Origin of the sequence: Pseudomonas paraeruginosa PA7 (genome assembly GCF_000017205.1) — a bacterium.
In the GTDB taxonomy this organism is placed as follows: domain Bacteria; phylum Pseudomonadota; class Gammaproteobacteria; order Pseudomonadales; family Pseudomonadaceae; genus Pseudomonas; species Pseudomonas paraeruginosa.
Genome location: NC_009656.1, coordinates 5863666 through 5878455, shown reverse-complemented (window position 1 = coordinate 5878455; position 14790 = coordinate 5863666). Strand labels below are relative to the sequence as shown.

General features: G+C 67.0%; 12 protein-coding genes and 1 riboswitch. Of the genes, 9 read left to right on the top strand and 3 right to left on the bottom strand.

The features are described from left to right. Positions 1–37: 37 nt before the first annotated feature. Positions 38–3013, bottom strand: a complete 2976-nt coding sequence (locus PSPA7_RS27230; RefSeq protein ID WP_012077661.1) for a two-partner secretion domain-containing protein — start codon at positions 3011–3013, stop codon at positions 38–40. A gap of 142 nt (positions 3014–3155) precedes the next feature. On the opposite strand from PSPA7_RS27230, the gene PSPA7_RS32255 reads away from it, so the two are divergent. Then, positions 3156–3341 carry a hypothetical protein gene (locus PSPA7_RS32255; RefSeq protein ID WP_126593888.1) on the top strand — a complete coding sequence of 62 codons (186 nt, stop codon included), beginning with the start codon at positions 3156–3158 and terminating at the stop codon, positions 3339–3341. A 410-nt stretch (positions 3342–3751) separates the two neighbouring features. Here PSPA7_RS32255 and opmH read toward each other — a convergent pair whose 3' ends face one another. Then, positions 3752–5197 carry an efflux transporter outer membrane subunit OpmH gene (gene opmH, locus PSPA7_RS27225; RefSeq protein ID WP_012077659.1) on the bottom strand — a complete coding sequence of 482 codons (1446 nt, stop codon included), beginning with the start codon at positions 5195–5197 and terminating at the stop codon, positions 3752–3754. 217 nt (positions 5198–5414) lie between these two features. Continuing rightward, a riboswitch (TPP riboswitch) is annotated at positions 5415–5551 on the top strand. An 89-nt stretch (positions 5552–5640) separates the two neighbouring features. Between opmH and thiC the strand changes: the two genes are divergently transcribed. Continuing rightward, a complete protein-coding gene (thiC, locus tag PSPA7_RS27220) occupies positions 5641–7524 on the top strand; it encodes a phosphomethylpyrimidine synthase ThiC (RefSeq protein WP_012077657.1) in 1884 nt (627 codons plus the stop codon). A 73-nt stretch (positions 7525–7597) separates the two neighbouring features. Here the strand turns inward: thiC and PSPA7_RS27215 are convergent, their stop codons facing one another. Beyond that, entirely contained in the window at positions 7598–8344 is a 747-nt protein-coding gene (locus tag PSPA7_RS27215; RefSeq protein ID WP_003151488.1) for an RsiV family protein, read from the bottom strand. A 242-nt stretch (positions 8345–8586) separates the two neighbouring features. Between PSPA7_RS27215 and PSPA7_RS27210 the strand changes: the two genes are divergently transcribed. The 7 genes from PSPA7_RS27210 to PSPA7_RS27180 all read left to right on the top strand — a co-directional run bounded on the left by PSPA7_RS27210 (position 8587) and on the right by PSPA7_RS27180 (position 14783). Continuing rightward, positions 8587–9204 (top strand): NUDIX domain-containing protein, encoded by a 618-nt coding sequence (locus PSPA7_RS27210; RefSeq protein ID WP_003095694.1) that lies wholly within the window; start codon positions 8587–8589, stop codon positions 9202–9204. Next, entirely contained in the window at positions 9195–9653 is a 459-nt protein-coding gene (locus PSPA7_RS27205; RefSeq protein ID WP_012077656.1) for a DUF1249 domain-containing protein, read from the top strand. The genes PSPA7_RS27210 and PSPA7_RS27205 overlap by 10 nt, the downstream gene beginning before the upstream one ends. Positions 9654–9807: 154 nt before the next feature. After that, complete coding sequence (gene cpdA / locus PSPA7_RS27200) at positions 9808–10626, top strand: 3',5'-cyclic-AMP phosphodiesterase (RefSeq protein WP_003151486.1); 819 nt, start codon at positions 9808–9810, stop codon at positions 10624–10626. A gap of 104 nt (positions 10627–10730) precedes the next feature. Then, on the top strand, positions 10731–11351 hold the full coding sequence (locus tag PSPA7_RS27195; RefSeq protein WP_012077655.1) for a YqiA/YcfP family alpha/beta fold hydrolase: 621 nt from the start codon (positions 10731–10733) through the stop codon (positions 11349–11351). Positions 11352–11362: 11 nt separating this feature from the next. Further along, positions 11363–13252: a DNA topoisomerase IV subunit B gene (gene parE, locus PSPA7_RS27190; RefSeq protein ID WP_012077654.1), complete on the top strand. Its 1890-nt coding sequence runs from the start codon at positions 11363–11365 to the stop codon at positions 13250–13252. After that, positions 13252–14262, top strand: a complete 1011-nt coding sequence (locus tag PSPA7_RS27185; RefSeq protein WP_012077653.1) for an esterase-like activity of phytase family protein — start codon at positions 13252–13254, stop codon at positions 14260–14262. Before parE ends, PSPA7_RS27185 begins: the two co-directional genes overlap by 1 nt. Continuing rightward, entirely contained in the window at positions 14259–14783 is a 525-nt protein-coding gene (locus PSPA7_RS27180) for a retropepsin-like aspartic protease family protein (RefSeq protein ID WP_003151479.1), read from the top strand. Before PSPA7_RS27185 ends, PSPA7_RS27180 begins: the two co-directional genes overlap by 4 nt. The last annotated feature ends 7 nt before the right edge of the window (positions 14784–14790 follow it).

Sequence of the window (14790 nt, the reverse complement as noted above, 5' to 3'; positions counted from 1 at the left end):
CATGGAGGTCCATGGCGGGGCGCTCGTTACAGGGGCTTCAGCGTTGTGCGTTGTAGCCCAGCAGGCGGGTCTTCGCCGCTTCGCCCTCGGTGCTGTTGGCGTGCTGCTGGCCGAGGTTCAGGCCGATCAGGCCGCCATGGATGCTGACGTCGGTATCGACCTTGCCGCTGGCGGACGAGTGACTCACAGAGCCCTGGTTCCAGCCCACCAGCCCGCCGAGGACCATGCCGTGGTCGCTGGAAACGTCGCCGGAGGCGGAGGTGGCGACGACCTCTCCGCCACTCCAGCCGATCAGCCCGCCGGCAATGCCGCCGGGGCCGGTCGCGACATCGCCGTGGGCTGTCGCCTGCTCCACCCGGCCGCTGGCGTGGCGACCGATCAGCCCGCCCGTCGAACTCTGCGCGCCACCCGAGACCTTGCCCTGCGCCAGGGCGCCGACGATCAGGGCGTCCTGGCTTTCTCCGATCAGTCCGCCGACGTTGCCCGCACCAAGGCCGCTGACGTTGCCGGTGGCCGAGATGGCGCTGAGCCTGCCGCCCTGGTTGAGCCCGACCAGTCCGCCGATCATGGCTCGCACACCGCCGCTGACGTTGCCGGAGGCCGATACCGAGTCGAGGTTGCCGTCGCGGTTGTGTCCGACCAGCCCGCCCACCTGGGTGCTGATCAGGTCGTTCACCTTGCCGCTGGCGGAACTGTTGCGCAGGGTACCCTTCAGGTTCCTGCCGACCAGGCCACCGATCGCCTGGCTGCCGTAGCCGCTGACATTGCCGCTGGCCGAGCCGTGTTCCAGAGTGCCTTGTTCGTTCAGACCGACCAGCCCGCCCAGCAGGCCGTCGCGTCCGCGCGCGGTAACGTTCACTGAGGATTCGAGGTCGCGCAGCAAGCCGCCCTGGTTGTGGCCGACCAGTCCGCCGATGTTCAGCCGGTCGCCGGCCAGGTCGATGCTGCCGCGCGCATGGCTGTCGAGGAGACGGCCACCGGCGTTGACGCCCACCAGCGCGCCGGCGCTCGCTTCTGCCGGTTGGCCGCCCAGCACCATGTCGGCCGAGCTGGCTGCGATCAGGGCCTGGCTGCCGTTGTAGCCGGCCAGCCCACCCATCGCGTAGGTGTTGCGGCTGCCGTTGATGCGTCCCTGGAAGGTGCTGTTGGCAATGCTGCCGTAGTTCCGCGCGACGAGGCCACCGAGTAGGTTGCGCTGTGCGGCGCCGCTGACCTGGCCGTTGCGAATCCGTACATTGTCGATGTGCCCCAGGTTGAGCGCGGCCAGGCTGCCTGCCTCCATGTTGGCGGGATGTGCCACGCTGGCGCCGATGCTTTCGAGGGTGAGGTTGGCGAGGCGCCCGGTGTTCAGGTTGAACAACCCCACCCAGTTGCCGTTGCTGTATAGCGCCAGGTTGGCGATGCTGTTGCCCAGGCCGTCGAAGGTGCCGGAGAAGGCGCGGTTCGAACGGCTGCCGAGGGTTTCGAAGCGGGTCTGGCCGCCGTCGATACGGGTGCCGAGGACATAGCGGCCATTCAGGTCGTTTTCGACCTCGCGCAGCTGCGCGAGGTTCTGGATCACCCGGTAATCCTCGCCGTTGGCACGGTAGCCGGCACCGGCGCCGGAAAGGGTCACGCGCACGCCGTCGGCGAGCTTGTGGCCTTTGCCGCTGTTCAGCTCCAGCCTGGCGTTGCGCCCGGTGAGGGACAGGTCGGCGTTCAGGCGTACCTGGTCGCGCGCGTTCAGCGCCAGTTCGGCCTGGTCGCCGCTGGCGCGCAGGTTGCCGTTCACCTCGACGTTGCCGCGCTCGGCGCTCAGGCCCAGCTTGTTGCCGCTGTTCCAGGACAGCGGTGCGTCGACCTTGAGGTCGCCCTGGGTGCTGGCCAGTTCGATGCTGGTGGTTTCCAGGTTGTCCGCCAGGGTGCTGGCCTTCAGCGTTGCGGCGTCGCGCAGCACGCTGCTGGCGACTTCCAGGTTGTTCGCGGCGATCTTCCAGGTACCGGTCTGGCCTTGCTTGGAACGGGTATCGACCTTGGCGTACTGGTGCACTTCAACCTTGGCGCCGCGGTTTTCCACCACTCCGCCATTGCCCTGGCCGCTGGCGCTGGCGTCCTGGCGGCCGGCGACCTGGAGGGTGCCGTTGCCGGCGTCGAGGACGATGCGGCCGTCTCGATTCTGCAGGGTTTTCGCCTCGATCACGCCCTGGTTGCTGACCACGGTCTTGAGCAGGCTGTCGGCGCTGCGCGCGGTCATCAGCACCTGGCCGCCGTCGGCCTTGAGCAGGCCGCCGTTGTGCGCCAGGGCGTCGACCGCGCCGGCGTTCACCTGCAGGTTGAGCAGGCCGTTGCCGTCGAAGTTGAGCCTGACGTCCTCGCCGGCGCCGAGGGCGACGCTGCCCAGGCGGGCCTGGATCACGCCGCTGTTGTCGACCCGCGCGCCGAGCAGGGCGACGCTGCCGCCTTCGCTGGCGTTGAGGCGGCCGGCGTTGCTCACCTGGGCGGTGGACTTGCCGCTGAAGCGGTAGTTGCCGTCGAGGAAGTCCTTGTCGGAGATGTCCAGGGTGCTGGCGACCAGGCCGCCGACGTTGACCTGGGCGGTCTTGCCGAACACCACCCCGTTGGGGTTGACCAGGAACACCTTGCCGTTGGCGTCGAGCTTGCCGAGGATCTGGCTGCCGTTGGTGCCGACCACACGGTTGAGGGCGACGGCGGTGCTGTTGGGCTGGTTGAAGCGGACGCTTTCATCGCCGGCGATATCGAAGCCGTTCCACTGAGTGATCAGTTTCTGGCTCTGCTGGTCGATGGCCAGGTGCTTGCCGTCGGTGGAGGTGTGAAGGCCGGCCTCGCCATGGATGACCTTGCCATCGCTGGGCAGGGCGAAGGCCTCGGGCAGGCCGAGCAGGCTCAGCAGCGAGGCGCCGGCGACCGCCAGCAGGGTGCCGCGGCCGCTCTTGCCGCGCCGGCGGGTGCCTTCGCTGGCGACGTTCCAGCATCCCGTGGCCTGGTTCCAGACCAGCGCGTAGGTCTTGTTCATGTTGGCTCCTTACATATGGTTAGGTCCCGTTGCCCGCAGCGGGACGGTTGAGTTCCGGCGATGCCGACAGTCATTGCCAGCGTTTCGTGCCGGTTACCCGAACAGGGGATCCCTGAACGAAGTTCTTTCTGGAAATTTTTGAATGAGCAAATACGCAGGAACTGAAAATCAGGCTCCGGTATTCATTTTGTTTTTTGGCTTTTCTGGAAGATTTATATCTTGGGAGTATTTGGCAGGTGCGCGTTGGATAACAATGCGTGCGCAGGTGAAAGGGAGATTACTTGCCTGTTTGTCGGATTTTCCTAAAGGGGTCGCTAATACTTTCTGAAGTCCTTTCGTATTCGTTCTATTCGATGCGGAGAATGGCTTTTGGCTGCCGGCGGCCCCCGCGGCGCTGGCGGTCAGCCGTAAATACGCCGTCGGGAGATGAGCCCGGCTGGGCTATCGAGCATATTCTTTCATGCGTGGAGTGTCGGACTGGCAGGGGGATAATTATTTCTGAAGTTTCTTATTGGATATTCGGATTTTTTTAGTTGTTTTAATTTGTTTTGAGCAAGATTGATTGTATGGATTGGCTTTATCGGGACGGCGAGTGTCCTGGTCCATTCGCCAGGTTGTCCGAGCGCTCGTCGATGGCGGAACGTATCGCGGTGAAATGGAGGCGGGAATGCCGGCTGGCTGCTGGATGCATCCGCCTCCGGCCCGGATGGTCGGAGGCGGCGCTGGGGGGAAGGGAGGTCAGCGGACCCGCGGCTGGGCCTGCAACTGCTCGGCGGCGGCCTTGGCCAGGTCTGGCGGGAGGAAGTCCTTGTCCGGATCGTAGTCCTGCTTCAGATAGGCGCTGAGCGCCTCCAGGTCGGCCGGGCTGAGGGTGCCGGCCGCCTGCTTCAGGCGCAGGGTATCGAGGATGTAGTCGTAGCGGCTGTTGTTGTAGTCGCGCACGGCGGCGTACAGCTGGCGCTGGGCGTTGAGCACGTCGACGATGTTGCGGGTGCCGACCTGGTAGCCGATCTCGGTGGCTTCCAGCGAACTCTGGTTGGAGATGATCGCCTGGCGCCGCGCCTGGACCTGCTCGACGTCGGTATTCACCGCGCGGTGCAGGTTGCGGGTGTCCTGCACCACCTGGCGGCGCTGGCCTTCGCGGGACTGCTCGCTCTGGTTGAGGCGCTGGTAGGACTCGCGGACCTGGGAGGAAGTCAGCCCACCGGTATAGATCGGGATGTTCAGCTCCAGGCCGATAGTACGCTCCTCGACATCCTTGCCGTAGTGCACCAGCGGGTTGGCCGCGCTGTTGGCGAAGCCGAGGGCGTCGTTGTCGCCCTTCTGGTACTGGGCCACGGCGTCGAGGGTCGGCAGGTGCCCGGCCTTGCGCTGGCGGAGGGTTTCCTCGGCGGCGTTGACCGCGTAGTTGCTGGCCAGCAGGCGCAGGTTCTGCTGCACTGCGGTATCGACCCAGGCCTTGGCGTCGTTCGGCGCCGGCGGCACCACCGGCAGGGTGTGGCGCATGCCCTCGATGGCGCTGTAGTCGCGGTTGGTCAGGGTCACCAGGGCCTGGAAGGCATCGTCCACTCGCTGTTCGGCGATCAGCCGGTTGGCGCGGGCGGTGTCGTAGCTGGCCTGGGCCTCGAGCACGTCGGTCTTGTCGGAAAGGCCCACGTCGAAGCGCTCGTTGGCCTGGTCCAGTTGGCGCTTGAAGGCGGCTTCCTCGGCCTTGCTGGTGGCCAGGTTGTCCTGGGCGCGGAGCACCGTGAAGTAGGTCTCGGCGCTGCGCAGGATCAGGTCCTGCTGGGTCGCGGAGAATTCCAGCCGGGCCTGGTCGCTGGTTTCCTTGGCGGCTTGCCACTGGAACCAGCGGTCGGCGCGGAACAGCGGCTGGCTGAGGCTGGCCTGGACTACATGGCTGCTGCGCTTGACCGTTGCTGCGGGCTCGTCGAGAGCGATCCGCGAGTCACCGATGCGGCCGCCGGCACCGAGTTGCGGCAGCAGGCCGGCGCGGGCCTGGGGCACCACTTCCTTGCGCGCCAGGTAGTCGGCCTGGGCGGCGGCGAGGTCGGCGTTGTTGTCGACGGCTTCCTTGTAGACGCTGATCAGGTCGGTCTTGGTCGGCAGCGGGGTCGGCTGGGCGGCCCAGGCGACACCGGTCGCAGCGGCCACGGCGGCCGCCAGGGAGAGTCTGCGCAGCATTCGTTCGTCCTGGAAAAGATGCGAGGTGGGGCAAGGCTAAGGTCGCCATCGGTGGCGGTCAAGGCAGCCGTGCGGCAACTGATCGAAGAGCCAGTCCGGAGCGATGTTCCGGCGATCGTGGGGGTATCTGCGGCCACCCTGGCGAGTGCGTCGACGACTGCCGGTCGGCGCGGGCGTTTTCCGTTGGCGAATCCCACCGGTCTTGATTAGACTGCCAGGGTTCTTGTCGGGGTGCCCTATACGAGGGGCTGAGATCGGATAGTTCCGGATCCCGTTGAACCTGATCGGGCTAGCGTCCGGTTCCGCCTCGCGCGGACCGCAGCAACCCGCGTAGGGAACAAGATGTCCGCGCCATGCCTGCCTTGCCGGCGCGTCCTTCTCGCCACCAGTCCCGGTGGCCCCGCGTGCCAGGTTCTCCCGACAATCACCCAGGAGAGCCATCGATGAGCGCAACGCAGAAGAACAACATCACCCGCCTTGAGCAGCTCGACCGCCAGTCGACGCAGCCTTTCCCGAACTCGCGCAAGGTCTACCTGACCGGCTCGCGCCCGGACATACGCGTCCCGGTGCGGGAAATCTCCCTCGCCGACACCCCCACCGCCTTCGGCGGCGAAAAGAACCCGCCGGTGTTCGTCTATGACACCTCCGGTCCGTATACCGACCCGGAGGTCCGCATCGACCTGCGTAAGGGCCTGCCTGACGTGCGTTCGCGCTGGATCGACGAGCGCGGCGACACCGAGATCCTCCCCGGCCTGACTTCCGAGTTCGGCCAGGCGCGCCTGGCCGACGCCAGCCTCGATGCGCTGCGCTTCGCCCACGTGCGCACGCCGCGCCGGGCCAAGCCGGGCGCCAACGTCTCGCAGATGCATTACGCGAAGAAAGGCATCATCACCCCGGAGATGGAATACATCGCCATCCGCGAGAACATGAAGCTGCAGGAAGCCCGGGCCGCCGGCCTGCTCGACCAGCAGCACCCGGGGCACAGCTTCGGCGCCAATATCCCGAAGGAAATCACCCCCGAGTTCGTCCGCGAGGAAGTCGCCCGCGGCCGCGCGATCATTCCGGCGAACATCAACCACACCGAGCTTGAGCCGATGATCATCGGCCGCAATTTTCTGGTGAAGATCAACGGCAACATCGGCAACAGCGCGCTGGGCTCGTCGATCGAGGAAGAAGTGGAGAAGCTCACCTGGGGCATCCGCTGGGGCGCTGACACGGTGATGGACCTGTCCACCGGCAAGCACATCCATGAAACCCGCGAGTGGATCCTGCGCAACAGCCCGGTACCGATCGGCACCGTACCGATCTACCAGGCGCTGGAAAAGGTCAATGGCGTCGCCGAGGACCTGACCTGGGAAATCTTCCGCGACACCCTGATCGAACAGGCCGAGCAGGGCGTCGACTACTTCACCATCCACGCCGGCGTGCTGCTGCGCTATGTGCCGCTGACCGCCAAGCGGGTCACCGGCATCGTTTCCCGCGGCGGCTCGATCATGGCCAAGTGGTGCCTGGCGCACCACAAGGAAAACTTCCTCTACACGCATTTCGAAGAGATCTGCGAAATCATGAAGGCCTACGACGTCAGCTTCTCGCTGGGCGATGGCCTGCGCCCGGGCTCGGTGGCCGACGCCAACGACGCCGCCCAGTTCGGTGAGCTGGAGACCCTCGGCGAGCTGACCAAGATCGCCTGGAAGCACGACGTGCAGGTGATGATCGAAGGCCCCGGCCACGTGCCGATGCAACTGATCAAGGAAAACATGGACAAGCAGCTGGAGTGCTGCGACGAGGCGCCGTTCTACACCCTCGGTCCGCTGACCACCGACATCGCTCCCGGCTACGACCACATCACCTCGGGCATCGGCGCGGCGATGATCGGCTGGTTCGGCTGCGCCATGCTCTGCTACGTCACGCCCAAGGAGCACCTGGGCCTGCCGAACAAGGATGACGTGAAGACCGGGATCATCACCTACAAGATCGCCGCCCACGCCGCCGACCTCGCCAAGGGCCACCCGGGCGCGCAGATCCGCGACAATGCGCTGTCCAAGGCGCGCTTCGAGTTCCGCTGGGAAGACCAGTTCAACCTCGGCCTGGACCCGGACACCGCGCGGGCGTTCCATGACGAGACGCTGCCGAAGGACTCGGCCAAGGTCGCGCACTTCTGCTCCATGTGCGGACCGAAGTTCTGCTCGATGAAGATCACCCAGGAAGTCCGCGACTACGCCAAGGAGAACGGCCTGTCCGACGAGAGCAAGGCCATCGAGGCCGGCTTCCAGGAGCAGGCGGCGCGCTTCAAGGATGAAGGTTCGGTGATCTACAAGCAGGTGTAGGCCGCGTCGCGCAGGCCCACCAGGCCCCTCGCCGTGCGCGGCGAGGGGCTTTTTCGTTGACGCCCGGAAGCGTTCAGCCGCGGCCGGGGAACAGGTTCGGCTTGACGATGCCGTTCAGGCGCGGATACGGGATCTTCAGTTCGGGGTGGGCGTAGGAATACGGCGCGATGGAATAGGCGTCGTACTTCAGCGTCACCGCGCCGAAGGTCAGTGCCACGTGCGGGGTGCGCTGGAACGGCCAGGTCTTCTGGAAGTCGGCGTCCTGGTCGAGCTTGTTGGCCAGCAGCCAGGCCTTGTGGGCCAGCTCGGCCTGCTTCCAGAAGGCTTCTTCCTGGCCGGGAACCAGCATGTCCTGCAGGCCCAGCACCTTGTGCTGGCGGCGGTCGTAGTTGATGAAGCCACGCCCCGGCATGCCGTGGGCGCCGCCGGTGAACAGGTAGCTGGAAAGCTCGATGATCACCAGACCGTCATGTTGTTCGCGCACCTTGGCTTGCAGGTAGCTGCTCCAGCCCGGTTCGGCGCTGTCCAGGAACTGCCGCTCGTAGGCCGCCAGCGATGCCGGCAGCGGCGTTTCGTTGTTCTCCCGGGTCATTTCCAGCAGGGCGCGCTCGATGATCGGATCCAGTTGCGGCTCGTCGGGGAACTTCAGGGTATCGATGTTTACCAACGGGCACTGTTCGCCCTGGCAACCGGGCTTCAGGTGCTCGCTGGCGAGGCGTTCGCTGGGCAGCGGATCGTCGAGGCCGGGCTTGAAGAAGCTCTGGCAGGCGCTCAGCAGAACGACCAGGCTGCCGAGGGCGGCGAATTTCAGAAGGCGCATGGGATTCCTTTTGCGGCGATGAAAGGGCGGGTCCGAGGCGTCGGCCAGTCCGTTTCGACCCTGGCGCCGCGCTTGAGTTCGGCCCGCGCAAACCCCAAGTATGGCCTAGCCGCGCCCGGGAAACACGCCCGTGCGGCGAGCGCCGCGAAGTTTTCCCGAGCTGTCCTGAAAGTGGCTGCGCCCTGCGCCGGGCCGCGATAGGATGGCGCGAAACCCACAGACCCGAGTGAAGTGAGTCGAGGATGTCCGAAACCTTCAAACCCGCCCCCGGTGACGTCGAGCTCGTCCAGCGCGAGGAATGCTTCCGTGGCTTCTATCGCCTGGATCGCCTGCGCCTGCGCCATCGCCAGTTCGACGGCAGCATGGGCCGGGAAATCAGCCGGGAACTGTTTGTCCGCCACGACGCGGTCTGCGTGCTGCCCTACGATCCGCAGCGTGACTGCGTGGTGCTGATCGAGCAGTTCCGCGTCGGGGCGATGCAGAAGCTCGCCAATCCCTGGCTGCTGGAGCTGGTCGCCGGCCTGATCGACAAGGACGAGCAACCGGAGGAGGTCGCCCATCGCGAGGCGATGGAGGAGGCCGGGCTGACCCTCGGCGCGCTCTGGCCGATCACCCAGTACCTGCCGTCGCCGGGTGGCACCGACGAGGTGGTGCACCTGTTCGTCGGCCGCTGCGACAGCGAGGGCGTCGGCGGGGTGCATGGCCTGCCGGAAGAGGGCGAGGACATCCGCGTCCACGTCTGGCCGCTGGAGGACGCGCTGCAGGCCGTGCGCGACGGGCGGATCAACAACGCGGCGAGCATCATCGCCCTGCAGTGGCTGGCCCTGAACCGGGCCGAGGTGCGTGGGCTATGGGCCTGAGCCTGCTGCGCGAGCGCTACCGGGTCGACCTGGCCGGCCTGCAGGCGACCTGCGAGGCCAACTACGCGCGGCTCATGCGCCTGCTCCCGGACATGCGCGAGACCCGGGCCTCGCGCCGCGTGGCGCTGAGCGAGGGGGAGCGGCTGATCGGCGTGCTGGCGCTGGAGGTGACCGAGGCCTGCCCGTACACCACCACCCTGCAGGTGCGCCAGGAGCTGGGGCTGCCCTGGCTGCCGGCGCCGCGCCTGGAGGTACGGGTCTACCACGATGCGCGGATGGCCGAGGTGATCGGTGCCGAGCAGGCGCGCCGGCTAATGGCGATCTATCCCTACCCGAACCAGGCGATGCACCAGCCGGACGAGAAGAACCAGCTCAACCTGTTCCTTGGCGAATGGCTCGCCCACTGCCTGGCCTGCGGCCACGAAATGGAGCCGGTGGCCCAGCGTTGAGCGGCTGAAGGCAAAAGGCCAGTTGAATGACATCAAGCCAAAAGTAGTCCTCGCAACTGTGATCTGTTCCGCTTTCCGGGTTTGCCGCCTCTTTCGCCGGTCACCATAATCACCCCCATTCACCGCGGACGCCTCGCCTTCAGGAGACGGCCCCTTGTCACGCCATTCGAACACTCCCGATACCGACGCCTCCGTACTGCTGGTGCAGCTCTCGGACAGCCACCTGTTCGCCGAGGACGGCGCGCGCCTGCTCGGCATGGATACCGCCTACAGCCTGGAGAAGGTGGTCGAGCGGGTCGCCCGGGAGCAGCCGAGCATCGACCTGATCCTCGCCACCGGCGACGTCTCCCAGGACGGCAGTCTCGACTCCTACGCACGCTTCCGTCGCTTGAGCGCGCCGCTCGCCGCGCCGTTGCGCTGGTTCGCCGGCAACCACGACGAACGCGAGCCGATGCAGCAGGCCACCGCGGGCAGCGACCTGCTGGAACAGGTCGTCGATGTCGGCAACTGGCGCGTGGTGCTGCTCGATTCGAGCATTCCCGGCGCGGTGCCGGGCTATCTCGAGGAGGACCAGCTGGAGCTGCTGCGGCGCGCCATCGACAGCGCCGGAGAACGTTTCCTGCTGGTCTCCTTCCACCACCATCCGGTGCCGATCGGCAGCGACTGGATGGATCCCATCGGCCTGCGCAACCCGCAGGCGCTGTTCGACCTGCTGGCGCCCTATCCGCAGGTGCGTTGCCTGCTGTGGGGGCACATCCACCAGGAGTTCGACCGCCAGCGCGGCCCCCTGCGCCTGTTGGCCTCGCCGTCCACCTGCGTGCAGTTCGCCCCGGGTAGCAGTGACTTCACCCTCGACCGCCAGGCGCCGGGCTATCGCTGGCTGCGTCTGCATGCCGACGGGCGCCTGGAAACCGGGATCTCGCGGGTCGACGACATCGCTTTCGAGGTGGACTACGACACCGCCGGCTACTGACGGGCGCGCCGCTGCCGATCGGCGCACAGGCTGGAAGATGACGCCTGGAAGCTGGTACCGTTCGGCTTTCCCCTTCCGAGTCGAAGCCCATTAGCCCGTTCCCGATGACCGCGCCCCGTCCATCCCTGCTGTATATCCACGGCTTCAACAGTTCGCCCGAGTCGCACAAGGCGCGCCAGTTGCAGGCGGTCTTCGGTCACCTGGGCCTGGCCGGCGGCCTGCGCGTTCCGGGCCTGCACCATCATCCGCGGCAGGCGATCGCCCAGTTGGAGCGGGCCATCGCCGAACTCGGCAGGCCGGTGCTGGTCGGCAGCTCCCTGGGTGGCTACTATGCGACCCACCTGGCGGAGCGCCACGGCCTGGCGGCGATCCTGGTCAACCCGGCGGTCCTCCCGCACCGCTCCTTCGACGGTTACCTGGGGCCGCAGACCAATCACTACAGCGGCGAGACCTGGGAGCTCACCGAGGACCACGTGGCGGCCCTGGCCGAGCTGGAGGTCACGCAATTGCAACACCCCGAGCGCTACCAGGTGTGGCTGCAGACCGCTGACGAAACCCTTGACTACCGCGCCGCGCAGGCTTTCTACCGGGCCTGCGCGCTGCGCATCCAGGCCGGCGGCGACCACGGCTTCCAGGGCTTCGCCCGGCACCTGCCGGCGCTGCTGGCGTTCGCCGGCTATCCGTCGGCGCTGTGGCGCGATACCGATTTTTCGACTTTTGACTGAATAGAGACCCCATGGCTACCTACAACGCAGACGCCATCGAAGTCCTCTCCGGCCTCGACCCGGTGCGCAAGCGCCCGGGGATGTACACCGACACCACCCGTCCCAACCACCTGGCCCAGGAAGTCATCGACAACAGCGTCGACGAAGCCCTGGCCGGCCACGCCAAGAGCGTGCAGGTGATCCTGCACCAGGACAACTCGCTGGAGGTCATCGACGATGGCCGCGGCATGCCGGTGGACATCCATCCGGAAGAGGGCGTGCCGGGCGTCGAGCTGATCCTTACCAAGCTGCACGCCGGCGGCAAGTTCTCGAACAAGAACTACCAGTTCTCCGGCGGCCTGCACGGGGTCGGCATCTCGGTGGTGAACGCGCTCTCGACCCGGGTCGAGGTGCGCGTCAAGCGTGACGCCAACGAATACCGCATGACCTTCGCCGACGGCTTCAAGGACACCGACCTGGAAGTCATCGGCACGGTCGGCAGGCGCAATACCGGTACCAGCGTGCATTTCTGGCCGGATCCCAAGTATTTCGATTCGGCGAAGTTCTCGGTCAGCCGCCTCAAGCATGTGCTCAAGGCCAAGGCGGTGCTGTGCCCGGGCCTGAGCGTGGTGTTCGAGGACAAGAACACCGGCGAGCGCGTCGAGTGGCACTTCGAGGACGGCCTGCGCTCCTACCTGACCGACGCGGTCGCCGAACTGCCGCGCCTGCCCGACGAACCCTTCTGCGGCAACCTCGAGGGTTCCAAGGAGGCGGTGAGCTGGGCCCTGCTGTGGCTGCCCGAGGGCGGCGAGTCGGTGCAGGAAAGCTACGTCAACCTGATTCCCACGGCCCAGGGCGGCACCCACGTGAACGGCCTGCGCCAGGGCCTGCTCGACGCCATGCGCGAGTTCTGCGAGTTCCGCAACCTGCTGCCGCGCGGGGTCAAGCTGGCGCCCGAGGACGTCTGGGAACGGATCGCCTTCGTGCTCTCGATGAAGATGCAGGAGCCGCAGTTCTCCGGGCAGACCAAGGAACGCCTGTCGTCCCGCGAGGCGGCGGCGTTCGTCTCGGGCGTGGTGAAGGATGCCTTCAGCCTGTGGCTCAACGAGCACGCCGAGATCGGCCTGCAATTGGCGGAACTGGCGATCAGCAACGCCGGCCGGCGCCTCAAGGCGGGCAAGAAGGTCGAGCGCAAGAAGATCACCCAGGGGCCGGCGCTGCCCGGCAAACTGGCCGACTGCGCCGGACAGGAACCGATGCGCGCGGAACTGTTCCTGGTCGAGGGCGACTCCGCCGGCGGCTCGGCGAAGCAGGCGCGGGACAAGGAGTTCCAGGCGATCATGCCGCTGCGCGGGAAGATCCTGAACACCTGGGAAGTCGATGGCGGCGAAGTGCTCGCCAGCCAGGAGGTCCACGACATCGCGGTGGCCATCGGCGTCGATCCGGGTGCCAGCGACCTGGCCCAGCTGCGCTACGGCAAGATCTGCATCCTCGCCGATGCCGACTCCGACGGCCTGCACATCGCCACGCTGCTCTGCGCGCTGTTCGTCCGCCATTTCCGCCCGTTGGTGGAAGCCGGCCATGTCTACGTGGCGATGCCGCCGCTGTACCGCATCGACCTGGGCAAGGACATCTACTACGCCCTCGACGAAGCCGAGCGCGACGGCATCCTCGAGCGCCTGGCCGCCGAGAAGAAGCGCGGCAAGCCGCAGGTCACCCGCTTCAAGGGCCTTGGCGAAATGAATCCGTTGCAACTGCGCGAGACCACCATGGATCCGAATACCCGGCGGCTGGTCCAGCTCACCCTGGAGGACGCCACCGGTACCCTGGAGATCATGGACATGCTGCTGGCCAAGAAGCGCGCCGGCGACCGCAAGTCGTGGCTGGAAAGCAAGGGCAACCTGGCCGAGGTGCTGGTCTGATGCGCCGCTTTCTGGCTGTCCTCGGCCTGTGTGGCGGCCTGGCCCAGGCGGCCGAGCCGGTAGCGCCGCCGGTGCCGGCGGCGCTGAGCTTCATTTCCGAGCACGCCGTGGAGGGCATGCGCGGCGGCAACCTGTCCGGGTTGGCCTGGTGCGGCAATGCGCTGTGGACCGTCTCCGACCGCGACGACGATCGCCTGTATCGCCTGCAGCCGTCGCCCGAGGGCTCCAACCAGCCCTGGCAGGCCGAGGCCGAGCACTTCATCGCCCCGACGCCGCCGGGCAGCGGCCTGCCCTGGGGCATGAGCACGCGGGTCTGGCTCAGCGGCCTGGTGCGCGGCGGCAACCTCGACTTCGAGGGCATCGCCTGCGACGCTGCCGGCAACCGCTACCTGGTCAGCGAGGCGCACGCCGCGGTCCTGCAACTGCCGGTCAGCGGCGCGCCGAACTGGCTGCGCCTGCCGCCTGGCCTGCTGACCCAGGCGCGCGCCAGCGGCATGCTGATGAACTTCAACGCCCTGTTCGAAGGCATCGCCATCGACCCTGACGGCAAGCGCCTGTGGCTGGCTGCCGAGCGCGAGCGCCGTGGCCTGCTGGTGGCCCACCGGAACAACAGCGCCTGGCGCTGCGAGGGGAGCTGCGTGCTGCTCGCCGAGGGCGGCAGGATCGACCCGCCGCCGGAACTGGGCAGTGAGCGCAAGTTGCCGAAGGATTTTTCCGACCTGGCCTTCTATCAGGGCAAGCTGTTCACCCTGGAGCGCCTGGCGCACCAGATCTGCCGTCGCGACCCGGCCCAGGCCAGGGTCGAGCGCTGCTGGTCGTTCGCCTCGGCAGTGCTGGCGCCCGAGCGTCGCTACGAACTGCCCTACGGGGTGGCCGAAGCCCTGGCCCTGGATGACAAGGGCGCCTGGCTGGGCATCGACAATGGCGACCACGCGCGCGCCGATGGCGATGTGCGGCCGTTCGTCCTGCGCTTCGCCGCGCCCGCCGGCGGCTGGTTGGGCGACAAGTGAGGCAAGGCGCGCCCGGCCAGCGGCTGGGACGGATCATGCTGGTGCTGGCCTGGATCGCCGGGCTGGCGTTGGCGACGCGCTATTTCGGGCTCTGGGAAGACCGCCAGCGCAACCCGAACCAGGCGCCGCAGTCGATCCATGGCGACGGTTACGTCGAGCTGCGCCTGGCCAGCAGCCGCCAGGGCCATTACCTGTTGAACGGGCAGGTCAACGGCGAGGCCGTGACCTTCCTGCTCGATACCGGGGCGACCCAGGTGGCGGTGCCACAAGCCCTGGCGGAACGACTCGCGCTCGAGCGCGGCGCGCCGATCACCCTGAGCACGGCCAACGGCCGCGCGACGGGCTGGCGCACACGGCTGGACCGGCTGCAACTCGGCGATATCCGCCTGTCCGGGGTCGCGGCGCTGATCGTGCCGGGCATGGACGGCGATGAGGTGCTGCTCGGCATGAGCGCCCTGAAACAACTCGAATTCACCCAGCGCGACGGCACCCTGGTGCTGCGCCAAAACATTTCTCCGTGAGGCACGC

What these genes read in the sequence shown, in the direction of transcription:
- PSPA7_RS27205 (WP_012077656.1), top strand. Translation starts at nt 9,195, where the DNA reads ATGGGCCTGAGCCTGCTGCGCGAGCGCTACCGGGTCGACCTGGCCGGC.
- PSPA7_RS32255 (WP_126593888.1), top strand. Translation starts at nt 3,156, where the DNA reads ATGAGCAAATACGCAGGAACTGAAAATCAGGCTCCGGTATTCATTTTG.
- opmH (WP_012077659.1), bottom strand. Translation starts at nt 5,197, where the DNA reads ATGCTGCGCAGACTCTCCCTGGCGGCCGCCGTGGCCGCTGCGACCGGT.
- PSPA7_RS27215 (WP_003151488.1), bottom strand. Translation starts at nt 8,344, where the DNA reads ATGCGCCTTCTGAAATTCGCCGCCCTCGGCAGCCTGGTCGTTCTGCTG.
- thiC (WP_012077657.1), top strand. Translation starts at nt 5,641, where the DNA reads ATGAGCGCAACGCAGAAGAACAACATCACCCGCCTTGAGCAGCTCGAC.
- PSPA7_RS27210 (WP_003095694.1), top strand. Translation starts at nt 8,587, where the DNA reads ATGTCCGAAACCTTCAAACCCGCCCCCGGTGACGTCGAGCTCGTCCAG.
- PSPA7_RS27195 (WP_012077655.1), top strand. Translation starts at nt 10,731, where the DNA reads ATGACCGCGCCCCGTCCATCCCTGCTGTATATCCACGGCTTCAACAGT.
- parE (WP_012077654.1), top strand. Translation starts at nt 11,363, where the DNA reads ATGGCTACCTACAACGCAGACGCCATCGAAGTCCTCTCCGGCCTCGAC.
- PSPA7_RS27185 (WP_012077653.1), top strand. Translation starts at nt 13,252, where the DNA reads ATGCGCCGCTTTCTGGCTGTCCTCGGCCTGTGTGGCGGCCTGGCCCAG.
- PSPA7_RS27230 (WP_012077661.1), bottom strand. Translation starts at nt 3,013, where the DNA reads ATGAACAAGACCTACGCGCTGGTCTGGAACCAGGCCACGGGATGCTGG.